Annotated in this window: 18 protein-coding genes and 1 pseudogene; 9 read left to right on the top strand and 10 right to left on the bottom strand. The window is 72.5% G+C overall.

The annotated features are described in order from the left end of the window. The first annotated feature begins 53 nt into the window (after positions 1–53). The 4 genes from QFZ50_RS10215 to QFZ50_RS10200 all read left to right on the top strand — a co-directional run bounded on the left by QFZ50_RS10215 (position 54) and on the right by QFZ50_RS10200 (position 4,394). The gene (locus QFZ50_RS10215; RefSeq protein ID WP_307083884.1) at positions 54–1,631 is read left to right on the top strand and encodes a S1C family serine protease; all 1,578 of its coding nucleotides are present in this window, start codon (positions 54–56) and stop codon (positions 1,629–1,631) included. A gap of 193 nt (positions 1,632–1,824) precedes the next feature. Then, positions 1,825–2,649: an electron transfer flavoprotein subunit beta/FixA family protein gene (locus QFZ50_RS10210; RefSeq protein ID WP_307083883.1), complete on the top strand. Its 825-nt coding sequence runs from the start codon at positions 1,825–1,827 to the stop codon at positions 2,647–2,649. Between the two features lie 41 nt (positions 2,650–2,690). Next, complete coding sequence (locus QFZ50_RS10205) at positions 2,691–3,638, top strand: electron transfer flavoprotein subunit alpha/FixB family protein (protein ID WP_307083882.1); 948 nt, start codon at positions 2,691–2,693, stop codon at positions 3,636–3,638. Positions 3,639–3,641: 3 nt separating this feature from the next. Next, complete coding sequence (locus tag QFZ50_RS10200; RefSeq protein WP_307083881.1) at positions 3,642–4,394, top strand: PIG-L deacetylase family protein; 753 nt, start codon at positions 3,642–3,644, stop codon at positions 4,392–4,394. 104 nt (positions 4,395–4,498) lie between these two features. Here QFZ50_RS10200 and QFZ50_RS10195 read toward each other — a convergent pair whose 3' ends face one another. The 5 genes from QFZ50_RS10195 to QFZ50_RS10175 all read right to left on the bottom strand — a co-directional run bounded on the left by QFZ50_RS10195 (position 4,499) and on the right by QFZ50_RS10175 (position 8,518). Then, the gene (locus tag QFZ50_RS10195; RefSeq protein WP_307083880.1) at positions 4,499–5,368 is read right to left on the bottom strand and encodes an anti-sigma factor; all 870 of its coding nucleotides are present in this window, start codon (positions 5,366–5,368) and stop codon (positions 4,499–4,501) included. 16 nt (positions 5,369–5,384) lie between these two features. Next, positions 5,385–5,999: an ECF RNA polymerase sigma factor SigK gene (gene sigK / locus QFZ50_RS10190; RefSeq protein WP_307083879.1), complete on the bottom strand. Its 615-nt coding sequence runs from the start codon at positions 5,997–5,999 to the stop codon at positions 5,385–5,387. 250 nt (positions 6,000–6,249) lie between these two features. Next, positions 6,250–7,074: a class I SAM-dependent methyltransferase gene (locus tag QFZ50_RS10185; protein WP_307083878.1), complete on the bottom strand. Its 825-nt coding sequence runs from the start codon at positions 7,072–7,074 to the stop codon at positions 6,250–6,252. Between the two features lie 16 nt (positions 7,075–7,090). Then, positions 7,091–7,558, bottom strand: a complete 468-nt coding sequence (locus QFZ50_RS10180) for a tRNA (cytidine(34)-2'-O)-methyltransferase (protein WP_307083877.1) — start codon at positions 7,556–7,558, stop codon at positions 7,091–7,093. A gap of 9 nt (positions 7,559–7,567) precedes the next feature. Beyond that, positions 7,568–8,518 (bottom strand): J domain-containing protein, encoded by a 951-nt coding sequence (locus QFZ50_RS10175; protein WP_307083876.1) that lies wholly within the window; start codon positions 8,516–8,518, stop codon positions 7,568–7,570. Positions 8,519–8,867: 349 nt separating this feature from the next. On the opposite strand from QFZ50_RS10175, the gene QFZ50_RS10170 reads away from it, so the two are divergent. Beyond that, on the top strand, positions 8,868–9,578 hold the full coding sequence (locus QFZ50_RS10170; RefSeq protein WP_307083875.1) for a hypothetical protein: 711 nt from the start codon (positions 8,868–8,870) through the stop codon (positions 9,576–9,578). Positions 9,579–9,796: 218 nt separating this feature from the next. On the opposite strand, the gene QFZ50_RS10165 is transcribed toward QFZ50_RS10170, so the two are convergent. Together QFZ50_RS10165 and folP are read right to left on the bottom strand one after the other, a co-directional pair. After that, positions 9,797–10,540 (bottom strand): pyrimidine reductase family protein, encoded by a 744-nt coding sequence (locus QFZ50_RS10165; RefSeq protein WP_307083873.1) that lies wholly within the window; start codon positions 10,538–10,540, stop codon positions 9,797–9,799. Further along, positions 10,537–11,481 carry a dihydropteroate synthase gene (gene folP / locus QFZ50_RS10160; protein WP_373462262.1) on the bottom strand — a complete coding sequence of 315 codons (945 nt, stop codon included), beginning with the start codon at positions 11,479–11,481 and terminating at the stop codon, positions 10,537–10,539. The genes QFZ50_RS10165 and folP overlap by 4 nt, the downstream gene beginning before the upstream one ends. 101 nt (positions 11,482–11,582) lie before the next feature. On the opposite strand from folP, the gene QFZ50_RS10155 reads away from it, so the two are divergent. The 4 genes and pseudogenes from QFZ50_RS10155 (at position 11,583) to QFZ50_RS10140 (ending at position 15,501) form a co-directional block, all read left to right on the top strand. After that, on the top strand, positions 11,583–12,806 hold the full coding sequence (locus QFZ50_RS10155) for a cysteine desulfurase family protein (RefSeq protein WP_307083872.1): 1,224 nt from the start codon (positions 11,583–11,585) through the stop codon (positions 12,804–12,806). Then, positions 12,803–13,939 carry a tRNA 2-thiouridine(34) synthase MnmA gene (mnmA, locus tag QFZ50_RS10150; protein WP_307083870.1) on the top strand — a complete coding sequence of 379 codons (1,137 nt, stop codon included), beginning with the start codon at positions 12,803–12,805 and terminating at the stop codon, positions 13,937–13,939. Before QFZ50_RS10155 ends, mnmA begins: the two co-directional genes overlap by 4 nt. 43 nt (positions 13,940–13,982) lie before the next feature. Continuing rightward, positions 13,983–14,348 (top strand): annotated as a pseudogene (locus QFZ50_RS10145) (chorismate mutase); the annotation flags it as partial. Between the two features lie 121 nt (positions 14,349–14,469). Next, on the top strand, positions 14,470–15,501 hold the full coding sequence (locus tag QFZ50_RS10140) for a hypothetical protein (protein WP_307083868.1): 1,032 nt from the start codon (positions 14,470–14,472) through the stop codon (positions 15,499–15,501). 43 nt (positions 15,502–15,544) lie between these two features. Here the strand turns inward: QFZ50_RS10140 and QFZ50_RS10135 are convergent, their stop codons facing one another. The 3 genes from QFZ50_RS10135 to QFZ50_RS10125 all read right to left on the bottom strand — a co-directional run bounded on the left by QFZ50_RS10135 (position 15,545) and on the right by QFZ50_RS10125 (position 18,682). Then, positions 15,545–16,213 carry a DUF4166 domain-containing protein gene (locus QFZ50_RS10135; RefSeq protein WP_307083866.1) on the bottom strand — a complete coding sequence of 223 codons (669 nt, stop codon included), beginning with the start codon at positions 16,211–16,213 and terminating at the stop codon, positions 15,545–15,547. A gap of 91 nt (positions 16,214–16,304) precedes the next feature. Beyond that, entirely contained in the window at positions 16,305–17,597 is a 1,293-nt protein-coding gene (locus tag QFZ50_RS10130; RefSeq protein ID WP_307083864.1) for a DUF58 domain-containing protein, read from the bottom strand. A gap of 56 nt (positions 17,598–17,653) precedes the next feature. Continuing rightward, entirely contained in the window at positions 17,654–18,682 is a 1,029-nt protein-coding gene (locus QFZ50_RS10125) for an AAA family ATPase (protein ID WP_373462313.1), read from the bottom strand. Between the last annotated feature and the right edge of the window lie 98 nt (positions 18,683–18,780).

Raw genomic sequence — 18,780 nt, 5'->3', positions numbered from 1 at the left:
AAGGCTCAGAGAAGGTTGCCATGATGTGGTCAACAGCAACGAAAGGACCTCCGATGAACGAGCAGCCAGGCACGCCGGGCACCCCGGACCGCCCCCTCCCTCCGCAGCCGCAGAACCCTCCGTCCTGGGGATCCGGCCGGCACCAGGACTCGGCCGGAGACCGCCCGGCGGAGGGGCAGCCGACCCCGTGGAGCGACAGCCGCCCCGGCGGTCACGCTGCCGGAGCTCCTGACACGACGGTCCAGCCGTCCACCCCGTACCCGACGGCCCAGCATCCGGCGGTGTCCAGCCCGGGGCACGAGGCCCCGCAGCCGGCGTTCCAGCAGGCTCCTGCCGCACACCCCGCCTATGCGGGCCACCAGCCCTTCTACGGGGAGCAGAACGGCTACGGCCACGCGGCGTCGGGTCCTGCGGTGCAGACCGTCGGAAAGGACCGCCGACGTGTCGGCCTCGCCACCTTCGCCGCAGGGGTCCTGGTGGCAGGGCTCGTCGGCGGCGGCGTCGCGACGGCCGGCTACAACGCCCTGGACGGCAACGCCTCCGCCGGCACCGCCCAGGCGGCACCGGAGTCCATCGTGGTGAACAACACCGAGGACGTGAACACCATCACCGGCGCGGCCGTCACCGCGTCGCCCAGCGTCGTCACGATCGCCGTGAGCGGCGGCAGCGCGAGCGGCTCCGGATCGGGCATCATCCTCGACACCGACGGCCACATCCTCACGAACACCCACGTGGTGACCCTGGGCGGACAGGTCTCGGAGCCGACGGTCGAGGTCAAGCTCAACGACGGGCGCGTATTCGCCGCGACGGTGGTCGGCACCGATCCGCTCAGCGACCTGGCGATCATCAAGATCGACGCCCCCGACCTCAAGGCCGCCACGCTCGGGAACTCCGACGAGCTCAACGTCGGCGACACCGCGATCGCGATCGGCGCCCCCCTGGGTCTCAGTGGCACCGTCACGGACGGCATCGTGTCCACGCTCAACCGCACCATCAGCGTCGCCTCGTCCGCCGTGCCCGAGGAGCAGCCGGACAGCACGGAGCCCGACGACGGCGAGGGCTTCAACTTCCTCCCGCCGGGCGGCTCCAGCGGGCAGCAGAGCGGGTCGCAGGGCTCCATCTACCTCAACGTCATCCAGACCGACGCCGCCATCAACCAGGGCAACTCCGGCGGTGCGCTCGTCGACACCGACGGGAAGATCATCGGCGTCAACGTGGCCATCGCCTCCGCAGGCTCCGGTGAGTCCACCGGCAACATCGGCGTGGGCTTCTCCATCCCGATCAACTACGCGAAGCGCATCGCCCAGGAGATCATCGAGGACGGCGCGGCCACGCACGGATTCCTCGGCGTCAGCGTCACATCGGCCTCCAGCGACGGGTCCAAGAGCGGCTCCACGTTCTCGTCCGGTGCCCTCGTCCAGTCGGTGGAGCCGGGCTCACCCGCCGAGGGGGCCTCGCTACAGGTAGGCGACGTCATCACGAAGGTCGGCACCTTCGCGATCAGCGACCCGCAGTCCCTGACGGCGGCGGTGCGCATCCAGACCGTGGGACAGCAGGTGCCCGTGGAGATCCTCCGAGGCGGGGACGCCCGTACGGTGGAGGTCACCCTCGCCCAGGCGCCCGCCCAGTAACGGGAGAGGTCGCGCCGGGAGGCACGGACGAGCAACGCACAGGAGGTGGTCCCGGGTCCGGGACCGCCTCCTGTGCGTCGGGGAGCCGGACGGGTCGCGCGGGCGGATGGTACGGGCGCCGTCGTCGGCTCCCGGGCGCACCACCTGTGGTTAGCTAGTCGGTGGGAAGATCCCCGAACGAGGAAGGTCATCAATGGACGAGGCCACAGCAGGAGGACTGCGCATCGCAGTCCTCGTGAAGCACGTTCCGGACGCTCAGTTCGACCGCCATATCGGCGAAGACCTGACGACGGTCCGGACGGAGAGCATCCTCTCCGAACTGGACGAGTACGCCCTCGAAGCAGCGCTGCAGCTCGTCGAGGCGCACGGGGGAGCTGCCGCCGGTCACCGCGTCACGGCCATCACCATGGGCCCCGCCGCCGCCGTGGGCGCCGTGAAGAAGTCGCTGCAGATCGGGGCCGACGACGGCGTCCATCTCACCGACGAGGCACTGACCGGGTCCGACGCGTCGGCCACCTCCAAGGCGCTCGCCGCACTCCTGCGGCACCTCGGTCCCTTCGATCTCATCCTGACCGGCATGGCGTCGACCGACGGGGAGACCTCGCTCGTCCCGGCGCAGCTCGCGGAGCGCCTCGGCCTGCCGCAGGTGACGTTCGCGGCGTCGCTCGAGCTCACACCCGGGGACGGTGACCGGACGCTCAGCGCACGGCGCGACAACGACACCTACGCGGAGACCATCGAGTCGTCCCTGCCGGCCGTCGTCTCCGTGACGGACCAGATCAACGAACCGCGCTACCCGAACTTCAAGGGCATCATGGCGGCGAAGAAGAAGCAGATCCAGGTCCTGTCGCTCGCCGACATCGGACTGCAGCAGGACGAGGTGGGGCTGGCAGGGTCCTGGACCCGGGTGGAGGCGGCGGCGCCGCGGCCGCCCCGCAACCAGGGGACCGTCATCACGGACGAGGGCGATGCCGGCGTCCGGCTCGTCGACTTCCTCGCGGGACAGAAACTCCTCTGAGCCCGTCCTCCCGTCCCATCCAGACCTCCAGGAGATCCGCCATGACCACCGTCCTCGTCTTCCTCGACCATGCCGGAGCGAGCCTCGCCAAGAGCGAGCGCGAACTCCTCTCCCTCGGGGCGTCGCTCGGTGAGGTCACCGTCGCGCTCGCCGGCGACGCCGACCAGGCGTATCTCGACGGGGTCGGCTCGTACGGCGTGCAGCAGGTCTACCGGCCCGACAGCGCCGCCGTGTCCGAGGTGCTGGTGGCGGGGAAGGCGGCGTTCCTCGCCGAGGCCGTCCGCACCACGGGCGCGGGCATCGTGCTGCTCGGCAACTCCTACGAGGCGAAGGAGATCGCCGCGCGGCTCGGTGTGCGCCTCGGGGCGGGCGTCATCACGGACGTCGTCGCGCTCGCTGCCGACCTGACCGCCACGAAGTCCGATTTCGCCGGCTCGTACACGGTGGACTGCCGCGTCACCACCGACGTCGCGATCCTCACGGTCAAACCCAACAGCTTCGATGCGATCGAGGCGGGCGGCCCGTCGTCGCCGCACGAGGTGCGCCTCCCCGTGGACCTCCCGGCGGCCGTGGCGCGCGTGACGGGACGGGTGGACAAGCCCGTCAGTGGCAGGCCCGAACTCGCCGAGGCCCGGGTCATCGTCGCCGGCGGCCGCGGCGTCAACGGAGACTTCACGCCGCTCGAGGCTCTCGCCGACGCCCTGGGCGGTGCCGTCGGTGCGTCCCGCGCGGCCACCGACGCAGGCTGGATCGAGCACTCGGCCCAGATCGGCCAGACGGGCAAGACCGTGTCCCCGCAGCTGTACATCTCCGTGGGCATCTCCGGTGCGATCCAGCAGAAGGCCGGCATGCAGACCTCGAAGGTGATCGTGGCGATCAACAAGGACGCGGACTCGCCCGTCTTCGAGATCGCCGATTTCGGGATCGTGGGTGACCTCTTCACGGTGCTGCCGCAGGCCACCGAAGAGATCCGCAAGCGCGGCCTGTAGCGCATGGCTCGCGAACAGGTCCCCTCCGCCATCTCCCGGGTGCTGGTGTTCGCCGCCCATCCCGACGACATCGACTTCGGGGCGTCCGCGACGATCGCCGGGTGGACCGCTGCCGGGGTGTCCGTCAGCTACTGCATCCTCACCGATGGTGACGCGGGCGGTTTCTCCGCGGAGGACCGGCCGGGCGTCGCGGCCCTCCGCCGCAGCGAGCAGCGCGACGCCGCCGCAGTGGTGGGCGTCAGCGACGTCACCTTCCTGGGAGAGCCCGACGGCTACCTGGAGCCCACGGACGCCGTCATCCGCGAGATCGTGCGGCGGATGCGCGAGGTCAGGCCCGACGTGGTGCTGTCCATGCACCCGGAACGGAGCTGGGACCGCATCCAGAAGAGCCACCCCGACCACCTCGCATGCGGGGAGGCGGTGACGAGGGCGGTGTACCCGGCGGTGGAGAACCCCTTCGCCTACCCGGAGCTCGAGGCTGCCGGGCTCCGCAGCTTCCGCGTCCCGTGGCTGTGGTTCTACGGCGGTCCCGCCCACCTCGAGAACCGGTTCGTGGACGTGACCGGGGCGGAGGACCTGAAGCTCGCCGCCATCACGGCGCACCGGAGCCAGCACCCCGATGTGGGGCGGATGCAGTCGCGCGTGCGGGCCATCCTGCAGGAGAACGCCCGTCGCGGCGGTCTGCCCGAGGGCCGCAGCGCCGAGGCTTTCCACGTGGTCGAGGTCAACACCGAGGAGACGATCGCCGGCTTCTAGCGGCGGCGTCCGCCGGGCAGCGCCGGCAGTCGGCCGCAGGGAGCAGCAGGGCCCCGCCGGTCATCCGGCGGGGCCCTGCTGCACGTTCCGGGTACTGTCCCGGATCAGGCTCCGAGAGGGATCTGCACCACGATCGGCAGCGTCGGTGTCGCCGAACCGCCCTCGGGCTCCACCGTGATGGCGATCGCGGTGAAGCCGCTGATGTCGCGCAGCTCGGTCACCTTCGAGCCCGCGACGTCCTCACCGGTCATGGTGCCCTCGGAGACCGGGGCAGCGCCGTCGGCGGGGATCCGCCACATCTGGTAGACATGCCCTTCGCTCGGCGCCGGGATGCCGCTGAGCGTCACGACGGCGGCGTCCTCCTCACCGGAGACGGCGAGGTCCGCCGTGCCGCCCGCCTCGAGGGAGAGCTGCTGCTGCCGGACATCGGAGGCCTGGAGCACCTGCTGCTCGAGCGTGGTCTGCTGAAGGTTCTGGGCGATGGTCACGCCGCCGACGGCGATCACGACCGCCGCTGCCGCGGCCACGACCCAGCGCGAGGCCCGCGAGCCCAGGGACGTCCGCGCGGAGCGCCGCCTCGCCAGCTCGTCCTGCCCGGCAGGAAGCGCCTCCCGGCCGACGGTCCCGTCCCCGGGCGCAGGATCCGGATCGGCTGCGACGGAGGGGACGGCCGACAGGCCCCGGACGGGGGATCCCGTGCCGCTGCCGCCCGGCAGCTGCGCCATGATGCGTTCGAAGAGATCCGCCGGTGGCTCGGCCTCGGCCGTCGCATACGCGGCCGTCGCGGTCTCGCGGCAGGTACGGACCCGCTCGGTGAAGGCCGCCCGGACGGCGGGCTCCGCATCCTCGAGGAATGCTTCGAGGACGCGTCGCTCGGCGTCGCTGATGGCGTCCAGCGCGTACAGCTCCGCCCACTCGAGGACGTGACCTCGTGCCAGGTCCGTGTCGAGGTCGTCTGCGAATCGTCTGTTCATATCCTTGTCCTGCATCTCAGGTCACCTCCAGACAGGTCTTGAGCCGGATCAATCCATCACGGATCCTCGACTTGATGGTCGGCACCGCGACGCCGAGCTTCTCGGCCACTTCGCGGTACGTGAGGCCCCCGTAGTAGGCGAGCTTCACGGACTCCTGCTGCGTCTCGGTGAGGGTGTCCAGGCACCGGACCACGCCCTCCGCCTCGAGGCGCTGCGTGACGGTGTCCACGACGTCGTCGTGGTCGATGGTCTGCGTCGCCGCGCCGTACCGGGCCTCGCGGTCCGTGGCGCTCTGTTCCGACCGCACCCTGTCCACCGCGCGACGGTGCGCGAGGGTCATCAGCCAGGCCATCGGGGTCCCCATGGCCGGGTTGAACCGGTCCGCGGTGTTCCAGACCTGCAGGTAGACCTCCTGGGTGGCGTCCTCGCTGAGTTCGGGGTCGATGAGCACGCGCCGGGCGAGGCCGTAGACGCGCCTCGACGTCTGCTCGTAGAAAAGCGCGAAAGCCGTACGGTCCTGCTGCGCGATCCGCAGCAGCAGGTCGGTCAGGGTGGGTCCTGCGGGATCGGCGGCCGACTCGTCCGCGGCGGGAGCGGTAGGGCTGACCCGGCTTACTCGTGGCGTTTCCATAGGGCTCCAGCATAGGGTGCCCGCCGACCCAAACCGAACACCGCGGACGGCGCCGTGCCGGGGCCGAGGGCCCCGTCCCTGATGCAGCAGTACCATCTCACCACCCCGCCTGCTCCTCGTTCTCCGCTGACACCTACCATTCGGCGCTGCGGCACCGACGGATGGCTCGGGACGAGGCTTCGTGCGCGGTCGCGGGCGCCGCCTCCCGTGGTGTCTGGCGTGGTGTCTGGCGTGGTGTCTGCTGCGCTGCCTACTCGGCGGGCGGGCGGGATCCGACGGCGATGAGCGAGTCGGCGTTGAGGACGAGGGTGTCGCCGATGCGCTCGGCGAAGGCCTCCCGCACACGCTGGAGGGCGTCGGGCTCGTCCGGCAGCAGCCCCCGGTACGCGCTGCCGAGCGCGAAGGACCAGGCGCGGTCGGTGTCCAGGGGGACGGCCAGGCCGAACTTCTCCACGGAGACGTCCGTCAGCCCGCGCGCACGCAGCCAGTCCGTCAACCGGTCCACGGAGGCGAGTCTCCTGCAGTTCTCCACGAAGACCGGGACGGGCGGGTGGCCCGCGGTCTCCGTGCCGGTGCTTCCCGCGTCCCGGAGTGTCTGGAGGAGGAGGTCGCCGAACGGTTCGAGGGCGCCGTCGTCCCACGCGCTCAGCGCGATCCGCCCACCGGGCCGCAGCAGGCGCACGATCCGGTCCATGCCTGCGTCCATGTCGTCGAGGAGGAAGACGCCGTAGCAGCTGACGACGGCGTCGTACGGCAGCTCGGCGACCCAGGCCTCCGGGTCCGCCCGGTGGAAGGACACGTTGCCGAGGCCGAGCGCCTCCGCCTTGGCCTCCGCGAGGTCCAGCATCGCGGAGGAGTGGTCGACGGCGTCGACGTGCCCGTCCGGCCCCGCCAGCTGCGCCGCGGGGATGGTGCCCGTACCCGTGCCGGCGAACACGTCGAGGACCCGCTCGCCCAGGAGGACGTCGGCCGCGGCGACCACCGCGTTGCTGACCGGGTTCCAGACGGCCGGAGCGAGGCGGTCGTAGTCCTCCGCACCGCCGTCGGGCAGTGTTGCGGCATGGCGAGCGGGCATCAGGACTCCTGGGTGGTCATCGCTGGGCGCCCGCGAAGCCCTGCTGGCGCCAGGCTTCGTAGAGGACGATCGACGCGGTGTTGGCGAGGTTGAGGGATCGGCGGGAGGCGAGCATGGGGACGCGGACACGGGACGTCACGTGCTCGTCGTGTTTCACGTCGTACGGGAGTCCGTCCGATTCCCTGCCGAACATCAGGACGTCCGAGGGGTCGTAGGCGATGTCGGTGTAGGACACGTCGCCGTCGGAGGTGTAGGCGAACACCCGGCGGGGCTGCAGCGCGGTCCAGGCGTCCTCGAGGCTCGCATGGACGTGGAGCACCGTGAGGTCGTGGTAGTCCAGCCCGGCCCGCTTCAGCTTCGAGTCCTCGAGGGAGAACCCGAGCGGTTCCACGAGGTGGAGCTCGGCGCCGGCGACGGCGGCGAGGCGGATGGCGGCACCGGTGTTGCCCGGTATCTCGGGGGTGTGGAAGAGGATGCGGAACACCGGTTCATCCTAGCTTCCGGCCGCGGCCAGCAAGCGCGCGAGCACGGGGAGCTGCACCACGTTGGGCGCCGGTCCCGAGGACAGGAAGGACCGGATGGTCCGCACCGCGGTGCCCGCGTTCACGACCTGCACCACGCCCGGCGACCGGTCGAACCCCGGCGGGACGTCGATGACCGGCGCGAAGGGATTGTCCGGTGCTCCGTGGATGACGAGCCATCCCGTCACGTTGCAGTCCGGGAACAGCTCCTGCACCGCCCGGACCACCCGGGGCACCTGGAGGTCGACGGGCCGGCCCTGGTGGCGCAGGGCGCGGCCGTCCCAGGAGAAATTGCCCGGCGGGGCGGTGAAGGAGTCGATGACGGCCATCCGGTAACCGGCGAGCAGGATGGAACCCGCGGACGTCCTCTCCCGGTCGTCGAAGGCGACGCCGTTGACGAGGCGCGCGGCCGGGTAGGTGGGCAGCAGCGCCCGCTCGAGCAGGGCCGAGGTCCGGAGCTCCCCGTCGACCCGGGCGCGCGTTCCGGTGGAGAGCCGCGCGAACATGCCGGGTTGCCGGGCGGTGCCGTGCAGCTGCCGGCCGGCGGCGATCAGGGGGACGACGGGCGGGGAGGACGGCGAGAACGGCGGCAGGTACTCGGGCGGGGACTTCGCGGCGTCCTCGTCCTCGACCCGCGTGCGCGTGGACGCGGGCTGCGGGGCCCCGTTCCGGCGGGCGCCCGTGTCGCGGGCGGGAGCGGCCGGCCGTGCCCGCCCGGTGTCCGCGTCGTACTTCTCGCGGCGCCGGGGATCGCTCAGCGTCTCGTAGGCGACGGCGACGTCGTGGAACCGGGCGGCCGTCCCGCCGAGATCGGGGTGCGCTGCACGGGCAGCCCGGCGGTAGGCGTCCTTGATGTCCTTGGTGTCGGCTCCCGGGGGCACGCCGAGGATGTCGTAGTACGACTTCCGTGGTGCCTCTGGCATCGATCAGGCCTTTCGTGGGGGTTCTCCGTTGCCGGACGAGCCGGATCCGGGCCGGCCGGGACCGCCTGGGTACCCCTGAGACTAGAGGCACCGGTGGTACCGGACAAAAGCGGCCGGGCAGGGCCGGGCGTGGATGGGCATAGGTACAACGGAGGACGCGGCGGGTAAGTTCGCGCCCCCGTGGCGCCCCCGTGGCGGCCCGGTCTCGACCCGGTGATGACCGCGTGATGACCGCGTGATGACCCCATGGCGGGAGGGGAGCCCTGCCCATTGCGGGATGCACGGCCGGCACTACAGTGGGAACGGCGCGCGGAGGTCGTGCTGCTGATCGGGGGACAGGACGGTGCACGTGGGGCGTAGCAGGTGGCGGAACCGGCGCTGGGCGGCCCTCGCCTCCCTCGGTCTGCTGGTGCCGGTCTCGGCCTGCACCATCGAGGTGCCGCTGGGCCCGGGCGCGACGCCGGCCGCCTCGTCGTCGACCGCATCCACCCCCGCCCCCACGCCCGCCCCCACCGGTGCTGCACCGGAGCTGCCCCCGCTCACGCGGGCACAGATCTCGGGCGAGGACATGACGTTCGCCCGGGGCGGGTACATCGCGGAAGGGGAGAGCGTCGCGTTCTCGGACGGCATGACGCGCTCCGATGGCTGGACCCAGCGCACCATGATGGTCAACGGCGAATCCGTGTACGAGAACGGCGCGGGATGTCGGGCCTCGCTGCGCTACACAGGGCTGCAGACTCCGCTCGTGGCGGACGGTGACGACAGGGCGTCCACGGAGGCGCTCTTCCAGTTCCTCGATCCGAGCATCGTCCCCGGATACCTCACGACGACGACCTGGCTGTGGGGCGAGAGCCCGGGAGAGGCCTCGGCCGGCATCGAGTTCCTCACCTACGTCCAGCCGGCCACCGGCTCCGCCCCCGCGAGCGCCGTGTCCCTGCGGCTGTTCCACCGGTTGCGCACCGGCATGGCCTTCACGGTCTCCTGCCCGTCGGACGACCAGCTGGCCGCCGCCGTCACCGACGTCCGCAGCCGTGTCTCCGTGGTCCCGCCCCGCTCCTGAGCCCCGCGCACGCCCGGTCCGGCCTCCTGGCCGTTCCCGTCTGGCCGTTCCCGTCTGACCGTTCCCGTCTGACCGTTCCCGTCTGACCGTCCCCGTCTGACCGTCCCCGTCTGACCGTCCCCGTCTGACCGTCCCCGTCTGACCGTCCCCCTCTGACCGTTCCCCTCTGACCGTTCCCCTCTGACCGTTCCGCTGCGCCGCCGCGCCGCCGGAACTGGTCAGGAGGCGCGCCGGTACCGCGTGTAGAGGGCGGAGTCCTCGGCCAGCAGCGATGCGAGCGTCAGGGCCACGGGTGCCTCCGGGCCGCCGCCGGCCGCGATGCGGGGGCCGTCGCCCCCGGCGAGCAGCGGACTGATGGACAGGCACAGCTCGTCGACGGCGTCGGAGCGGGTGAAGCCGCCGAAGACGGCCGGGCCGCCCTCGCACAGGACCTTCAGCAGATCGCGCCGATGCAGTTCCGCGAGGACGGCGGGCACCTCCACGGTGTCCCCGCCGCAGTCGACGACGTCGGCGACCTCCGCAAGGGCCGCCCGCCGGTCGGGGGGCGCGGCCGCGCTGGTGAGGATCAGCGGCCGGACCGGGGCGCCGCCGAGGAACCCACCGGCCGGATCCAGGTCGAGGCTGCCGGAGATGACCGCGACGGCCGGGTGCGCCGCAAGACCGTGGGCGGAGCGCCACGCGCGTGCGTCGTCGTCGACCAGGCTGCCCGCGTAGCCCTCCGCGCGGATGGTCCCCGCGCCCACCAGCACCACGTCGGCGAGGCGCCGCAGGACCGCGAAGATGCGCTGGTCGCCGTCGTTCCCGAGGCCCGCGGAGAGACCGCCGCTCGTCGCGGCGCCGTCGGCGGCCGCCACGAAGTTGAACCGGACGAACGGGCGGTCGGTGGGCGGGTACGCGTAGAGGCGGTGGAGCGCGCCGTCGTCGACCGCTCCCGGGGACGCGGGTATCAGTGAGGTGATCACGGCGTCACCGGCTCGTTGACGTCGCCCATGTTGTGGCGGAGGTAGACCGGTTCCCGCCACCCGAGGACCGCCTCGGTGAGGTTGACGGCGGCACGGGACGCCGCGACGTTGTGCATCCGGACCACGCGCGCCCCGCCGAGGATGCAGATGACGGCTGCGGCGAGGGAACCCTCCACCCGTTCACGCTTGGGACGGTCGAGGGTCTCGCCGATGAAGTCCTTGTTGGACACCGCGGCCAGGGTGGGGAAGCCCAGGCCGGCGATCTCGGAGAACCGGCGCGTGATCTCGAGCGAGTGCAGGGTGTTCTTGTTGAGGTCGTGTCCGGGGTCGAGCAGGATGCGGTCCTCGGGGATGCCGAGCCGGACGGCGTCGTCGACCTTGCGCAGGAGGAAATCCACGATCTCGCCCACCACGTCACCGTAGGTGGGCCGCGGGTACACGGTGCGGGGCTCGGCGAGGCTGTGGGTGATGACGAGGTGCGCGCCGGCATCGGCCACCACGGCCGCCAGGTCCGGATCCCGCAGGCCCGTCGTGTCGTTGACCACGTTCGCGCCGGCGGCGAGCGCCTGCCGGGCCACCTCGGGCAGGAAGGTGTCGGCGGAGATGATGACGTCGGATGCCGCCCGCACGGACGCGATGACGGGCACGATCCGGTCCGCCTCCTCCGCCGCGGGGATCGGCTCGCCCGGGGAGAAGGGCGCCCCGCCGATGTCGACCCAGTCGGCGCCGTCCTCGACGGCCTTCAGGGACGCGTCGACGGCGGCCTGCAGGGCGAAGGTCGCACCGCCGTCGTAGAAGGAGTCCGGTGTCCGGTTGATGACCGCCATGAGCGCCACCTGCCGGTCGAAGTCCACGGTGCGCGCGCCGAAGGTATGGGTCGCGTGCCGGAGGCCCGGCAGGTAGGTGCCGGGCGATGAAGGAGCCGCTGCTTGACTGTCCATGCTGTCTTTGTACCACTGCGTGCTGGGCGGACCGCCGTGTGCGGAGCAGGCCGGACGCCGCCGGGATCGGCTCCCCGGTGTGGCGCCCGTAGAATTGGGGTATGCCCGTGTATGTCGATCACGCGGCGACCACGCCGATCTCGGCGCCGGCGCTCGCCGCACTCACCCGCGAACTCAGCCGGAGCGGAAACCCCTCCTCCCTCCACGGCTCGGGCCGTCGTGCCCGGCGCGCCGTCGAGGAGGCCCGGGAGACGGTCGCCGCGGCGGCCGGGGCACACGCCTCGGAGGTCGTCTTCACCTCGGGTGGAACCGAGGCGGACAACCTCGCCATCAAGGGCCTCTACTGGGCGCGCCAGGCAGAGGATCCTGCCCGGACCCGGATCCTCTGCAGTTCCATCGAGCACCACGCCGTGCAGGACACCGTCGAATGGCTCGAGCGGCACGAGGGTGCCGAGGTCGTCTGGCTGCCCGTGGACGCGGCAGGCGTGGTGTCCCTCGACGCGCTGCGCGCCGCGCTCGCCGACGCGCCGGACAGGGTTTCGCTCGTGACCGTCATGTGGGCGAACAACGAGGTCGGGTCCGTGCAGCCCGTGCGGGCCGTCGTCGAGGAGGCCGCACGCTACGGGGTCCCGGTCCACAGCGACGCCGTGCAGGCGTTCGGGGCCCTCCCGGTGTCCTTCGCCGCGTCCGGACTCGCCACGATGGCCGTCAGCGCCCACAAGATCGGGGGTCCGGTGGGCGTCGGTGCCCTGCTCGTGGGCCGTGCCGTCTCGCTCACGCCCGTGCAGCACGGCGGCGGGCAGGAACGCGACATCCGCTCGGGCACGCTCGACGGCGCGGGCATCGCCGCGTTCGCCGCAGCGGCGGACGACGCCGTCGCCGGCCTCCACGCCGAGTCCGTCCGCCTCGCGGGTCTCAGGGACCGGCTCATCGACGGGATCCTCCGCGAGGTGCCGGACGCGGTGCTGCGCGGTGTCGCGCACCCCGCCCCGGAGGGCACGCGGCTCCCCGGCAACGTCCACTTCACCTTCCCGGGCTGCGAGGGCGACTCCCTCCTGTTCCTCCTCGACCTCGCGGGGATCGAGTCCTCGACCGGCTCCGCCTGCACGGCCGGGGTCCCGCGGCCGTCGCACGTGCTGCTCGCGATGGGGCTGACGGAGGACGAGGCCCGCGGCGCCCAGCGGTTCAGCCTGGGGCATACATCCACGGCCTCCGACGTTGACGCCGTGGTGGCGGCCATCGGGGGAGCCTACGCCCGCGCCCGCAAGGCGGGAATGGCCGGGCACGCATCAACCATCCAGACGGCAGGAACGGGTTTCTCATGAGGGTACTGGCAGCGATGAGCGGCGGAGTCGACTCCGCGGTGGCGGCGGCACGCGCCGTGGAGGCGGGGCACGACGTCGTCGGCGTCCACCTCGCCCTCTCCCGCATGCCGGGGACGCTCCGGACGGGCAGCCGCGGCTGCTGCACCATCGAGGACTCGCGGGACGCGTGGCGCGCCTGCGACATCCTCGGCATCCCGTACTACGTGTGGGACTTCTCCGAGCGGTTCAAGGAGGACGTCGTCGACGACTTCGTCGCCGAGTACGCGGCGGGACGCACCCCGAACCCCTGCATGCGCTGCAACGAGCGCATCAAGTTCGCGGCCCTGCTCGAGAAGGCGCTCGCGCTCGGGTTCGACGCCGTGTGCACCGGCCACTACGCGAAGGTGGTCGAGGACGCCGACGGCAACCCGGAGCTGCACCGCGCGGCCGACTGGGCGAAGGACCAGTCCTACGTGCTCGGCGTGCTGACGCACGAGCAGCTCAAGCACTCCATGTTCCCCCTGGCCGAGACGCCGTCGAAGGCCGAGGTACGGGCCGAGGCCGAGCGGCGGGGACTCTCGGTCGCGAACAAGCCCGACAGCCACGACATCTGCTTCATCCCGGACGGCGACACGCGCGGCTGGCTCGAGGAGCGCATCGAGATGACCGAGGGTGACATCCTCGACGTCGACGGTGAGCGGATCGGCAGCCACCCCGGGGCGAACGCCTTCACGGTCGGCCAGCGGCGCGGACTGAAGCTCGGCACGCCCGCCGCCGACGGCAAGCCGCGCTTCGTCCTCGAGATCCGTCCCAAGCAGAACGAGGTGGTGGTGGGACCGGAGCACCTGCTCGCGATCGACGAGATGCGCGGCATCAAGGTCTCGTGGGCGGGTCTGCCCATCGCCGAGGTACGCACGGGGGAGGAGTTCGAGTGCACCGCCCAGGTGCGGGCGCACGGCGATCCCGTGCCGGCACGGGCGACGGTCGAGTCCGCCGACGGGGTCCAGCAGCTCGTGGTGCGCCTGATCGAACCGATGCGCGGTGTGGCACCGGGCCAGACGGTGGTGCTGTACCAGGGCACGCGCGTGCTCGGGCAGGCGACCATCGATTCGGCGCGTTCCGCCCTCCGTCCCGAGCTGGCCGCGGCAGGCTAGTCGCAGTTCACGGAGGGCCCCCGGCTTCTGCTTGACTGGACTCATGACGCATCCACGCAGCGGCTTCGACCCGGCAGCCAGTTCACTCGCGGGAGACGTGGCCCCCGAGGTGATGGCGGAGCTTCTCTCGGTGAGGAGCTCCATCGACAACATCGACGCGACGCTCGTCTACCTGCTGGCCGAACGCTTCAAGGCGACGCAGCGGGTCGGACACCTCAAGGCCGAGCACGACCTGCCGCCCGGCGACCCGCAGCGCGAGGCCGCGCAGATCGCCCGGCTCCGCATGCTGGCCGAGGAGGCGCAGCTTGACCCGGCCTTCGCCGAGAAGTTCCTGAACTTCATCATCTCCGAGGTGATCCGGCACCACCAGGCGATCTCCGAGAACCGCCGGCCCGGCGCGGACACCGCCGCCCCCGCCGGCCCCTCCCGGGACAGTGCCTCGGCGCCGACCGCCCCGGCGGGTGCCTCCACGCCGACGAGCGCCGGTGCCCCCGCGCCGTCGAGCCCTGCGACCGGGATCTCCGGCACACATGCCTGAGGAGCCCTCCGTCCGGTCCGTCGGAGCGACATCCGCCGGGGACTGGCCCGGCACCGACCCTCTCGAGGCCAACCGGGCCGTGCGCGGCGAGCTCGGGGGAGCGAACCTGCCCTTCCTGCCGTCGCTGCCCGCGCGCGGACCGGGCAGCGACGCCGTCGGGCGGACGCTTGGGGTGCTCGATGAGCTGCCCTTCGACCTGCAGCCGCACGGCTGGCGCCTCGTGCAGCGCCCCGGCAGGGATCAGCGACGCGCCGAATCGGCCCTGTCCTCCGACATCAACGCCCTCGGTGACATCGCCGGGGCCGAGGAGGTCCCCGCACCGCGGCTGAAGCTGCACCTGCGGGGCCCGCTCTCCCTGGCGGCCGGCGTCCACCTGCACAACGGCGAGCGCGTCCTGATCGACCACGGGGCCCGACGGGAACTCTATGCATCGCTCGCCTCGGGGGCCGCGGACCTCGTGCGCCGCGTGTCCGCCGTCGCGCGGGGAGCCGAACTGCTCCTCCAGCTCGACGAGCCGGACGCCGAGGAGATCCTCACCGGCCGTGTGCCGACCGCGAGCGGCTACCGCACGCTGCGCGCCGTCGACCGGCGGGAGGCCACGGAGGCATGGGACCTCGTGACGGGGTCCGCCCTCGCCGCCGGTGCCGCCCGTACGGTGCTCGTCCCGGGCGGCGGGGACGTCGCCCTCGACGCGGCCCGCTCCAGCACCGCCTCGGCGCTCTCGCTGGATCTGCCCCGGATCTCCGACCGGCGCTGGGAGGCACTCGCCGAGGACATCGAGGCGGGCCGGCTGCTGGAGCTCGCGATCCTCGATCCGCGGGCCGCCCTTCCCCAGGTGAGGGTCCTGGCCGAGTCGGTCCTCGCCGCATGGCGCCGCGTCGGTCTGCCCGTCTCGACGCTCGGAGTGCTGACGGTGACCACCCGACCCGGGCTCGAATCCTCGACGCCCGGCGAGGCGACCCGGGCACTCACGCGGCTCGCGCAGGTGGCCGACGCGCTGGACCAGGTCCGCGTCGAGGGCTGACCGGCCGTCCGGCGGCCGACGCCGCTGTCGGACGCGCCCCTCGTCAGACGCGCTGCTCCCAGCGCCGCGGGCGCGCGTCGGCGGGCAGGACGCCGTCGAACTCCTCGAGCGTGTAGTCGAAGGCCCCGGCATACACCAGCAGGGTCCCGAGCTGTCGGTGGACCACCCGGGTCTTGATCCGGAAGGCACCGGTGTCGTCGTCCCACCACTGCTCCACGTAGGCGAGCGCACCGACGGCGTCGGGCAGGGGCAGGCGGATGCCCGCGAACACCCGGGTCTGCGAGGACACCATGCGGATGTGCCCGTCGTCCGTCGAGGTGCAGGTCAGAAGGGTGGCCATCCGGCGGTGCCGGCCCACGTAGTCGGTCAGGACGCCGTCCTGCAGGGAGGTGGTGTCCTCGAAGACGCGCAGCGCCGTCCCGAAGTCCAGCTCACGGCGGGCCGTGAGCGCCGGCCGGCCGAACGGGTCGGTGTGCGGGTAGTTCCTGATCGTGAAAGGGACGTCGTCGCCGTATTCGGGGAAGAACGCATTCTCGAGGGCCGTGAGGCGGAAGGCCGGCCGGGCGAACCACGCGGGGCATCCGGCGACGTCGAACACCCCGCGCCCGTGGCCGGCGAGGCCGCTCCCGGCGTGCAGCCCGAAGTACTCGCGCAGCTCCGGCTGCAGGCGGCCGAAGTCGCTGCCCATCGCCTGCTGGTAGATCGAGGTCATGCCGCCCACTTCCGTCGCTCGGACCACCAGTCAATCACGCTGCGGACGTCCGGCCCTCGGAGCGCCGCAGGCGCAGGGCAGCCGACGCCGTTCACAGGCGCCCGGCGGCCTTGAGCCTGATGTACGTGTCCGCGAGGAGCGGCGGGAGCTCCGCGGGAACCGCGTCCACGACCTCCGCCCCGACGAGGCGGAGCTGGTCGGCCACCGCCGCCCGGTCCAGCAGGGCACGCTCCGCAGCCGCAGCACGGAACGTCGCCGCCGCCGTCGACCGGTCGGCCGCCATCTCCTCGAGCCGCGGATCACGGACCGAGGCGACCACGACGACGTGGCGTTCGGTGAGGCCCGGCAACGCGGGCAGCAGGCCCTCCTCGACGGCCCCCGAGTCGAGCGAGGTCAGCAGGACCACGAGACTGCGGTGGGGCGACGCGGCCCGCACCTGCGCCGGGAGGCGTGACCAGTCGGCCTCGATCAGTTCGGCCTCCAGGGGGGCCATCGCCGCCACGAGCGAGCCGAGCAGGTTGCCCTTCGCCGTCGAATCGACGCGTGCCCGCAGCCGGCGGTCGAACGCCAGGAAGTGCACCTTGTCACCGCCACGCTCGGCGAGCACGGACAGCAGCAGCGCCGCCTCGATGCCGGTGTCCAGGCGCGGCTCGTCGAGCACGCGCGCCGCCGAGGTACGCGACGTGTCGAGCACGACGACGACGCGCCGGTCACGCTCCGGGCGCCAGGTCCGCACGACGGTGTCGCGCCGTCGGGCCGTCGCCCGCCAGTCGATGGAGCGCACGTCGTCGCCCCGGACGTAGTCGCGCAGCGAGTCGAACTCCGTGCCCGCGCCCCGGATCTGCACCGCGGACCGGCCGTCCAGCTCGCGCAGGCGGCGGAGCTTCGACGGCAGGTGCCGCTTGGAGGCGAAGGGCGGGAGCACCCGGAGCGCGCCGGGGGCCGTGACCGTGACCTGCCGCGCGGCCACCCCGAGCGGACCGGCGCCCCGGATGGTCACCGTCTCCACGCGGAGGATCCCGCGGCGCCCGGGGCGGAGGAGGACCCCCATGCGGCGCGACTCCCCGGGCGGGACCAGGACCGACTGCTCCGGGTCGACGGCACCGGCCGACGGCTGCCAGGCCTCACGCACCCTGGCGCGCAGCGGCCTGCGGGTGTCGTTGCGCAGCACCAGGGCGCTGCGGCACTCCTCGCCGAGCCGCACGCCGTCGGGGAGCTCACGCACGATCCCCACCCGGCGGGGTGATGCGGCGAGGGACAGATCGACGGCGGTCACGGCGGCGAGGAGCGCCGCCCACAGCAGGATCGACGTCGCACCCGGGAACAGGATGACAGGCACGACGCCGAGCAGCGCCAGCAGGACGAGGCGGCCGGTGAGAACCACGGGAGCTCCTCTCGGCTCCGGACGCAGCAGCGCTCGGAGGGGGTGGGGTAGGGACCCTACCGCGGGACGGGGACGGTGTTCAGGATGCCGCCGAGCACGTCGTCGACGCTCACGCCGTCCATCTGCGCCTCGGGCCGCAGCGCCACGCGGTGACGGAGCGCCGGGAGCGTGAGGGCCTTGACGTCGTCGGGGGTCACGAACGAGCGCCCCGACAGCCAGGCCCAGGCGCGGGACGTGTTCAGCAGGGCGGTCGCGCCGCGGGGCGACACCCCGAGCTGGAACGACGGCGAGGACCGCGTGGCCCGGACGACGTCCACGATGTAGGCGAGGACCTCCGGGGCGATCGCGACGCGCGCGACCGCGGCGCGGGCCCGGTCGATGTCCTCCTCGCCGGCGACGGCCCGGACGCCGGCGGCGCCGAGGTTCCGCGGATCGAAGCCGACGCTGTGGCGGCGGATCACCTCGATCTCGTCGTCGCGGCCCGGGAGGGGCAGGATGAGTTTCAGCAGGAAACGGTCGAGCTGCGCCTCGGGCAGGGGGTAGGTGCCCTCGTACTCGACCGGGTTCTGCGTGGCGGCCACGATGAAGGGTGCGGGCAGGCGGCGCGAGACGCCGTCGACGGACACCTGGCGTTCCTCCATCGCCTCCAGCAGCGACGCCTGCGTCTTCGGCGGCGTGCGGTTGATCTCGTCGGCCAGCAGGATGTTGGTGAAGACAGGGCCCTCGCGGAAGGTGAACTCGGCGGTCTTCGACTCGTAGATCAGGGAGCCCGTGATGTCGCCGGGCATGAGGTCCGGCGTGAACTGCACGCGCTTGGTGTCGAGGGCCAGGGCCGTCGCCAGGGTGCGGACGAGCAGGGTCTTGGCGACGCCGGGGACGCCCTCCAGCAGGACATGCCCGTCGGCTAGCAGGCCGATGAGGAGGCCGGTCACTGCTGCGTCCTGCCCCACGATGGACTTGCCGACCTCCGTGCGGACCCGCAGGAGCGCGGCCCGGGCGCTCTCGCCGTCGTGGTCGTCACTGCCGGCATGGTCCGCAGGGTTGCGAACCCGGTCGGACGCCCCGCCCGTCGCCTGGTCCGGCATCCGGTCCGTCTCCTGGTCCGGCATCCGGTCCCGATCCGCGATACGCGTCGCCTGGTCGGACCCGGAGCGAGGTGCGGCGGACGGCGCCTGCAGGGGCC

The organism is Arthrobacter agilis, from assembly GCF_030816075.1.
GTDB classification, from domain to species: Bacteria; Actinomycetota; Actinomycetes; order Actinomycetales; family Micrococcaceae; genus Arthrobacter_D; species Arthrobacter_D agilis_E.
The sequence above is the reverse complement of the archived record's forward strand: the minus strand, read 5'-3'. Positions and strand labels throughout refer to the sequence as shown.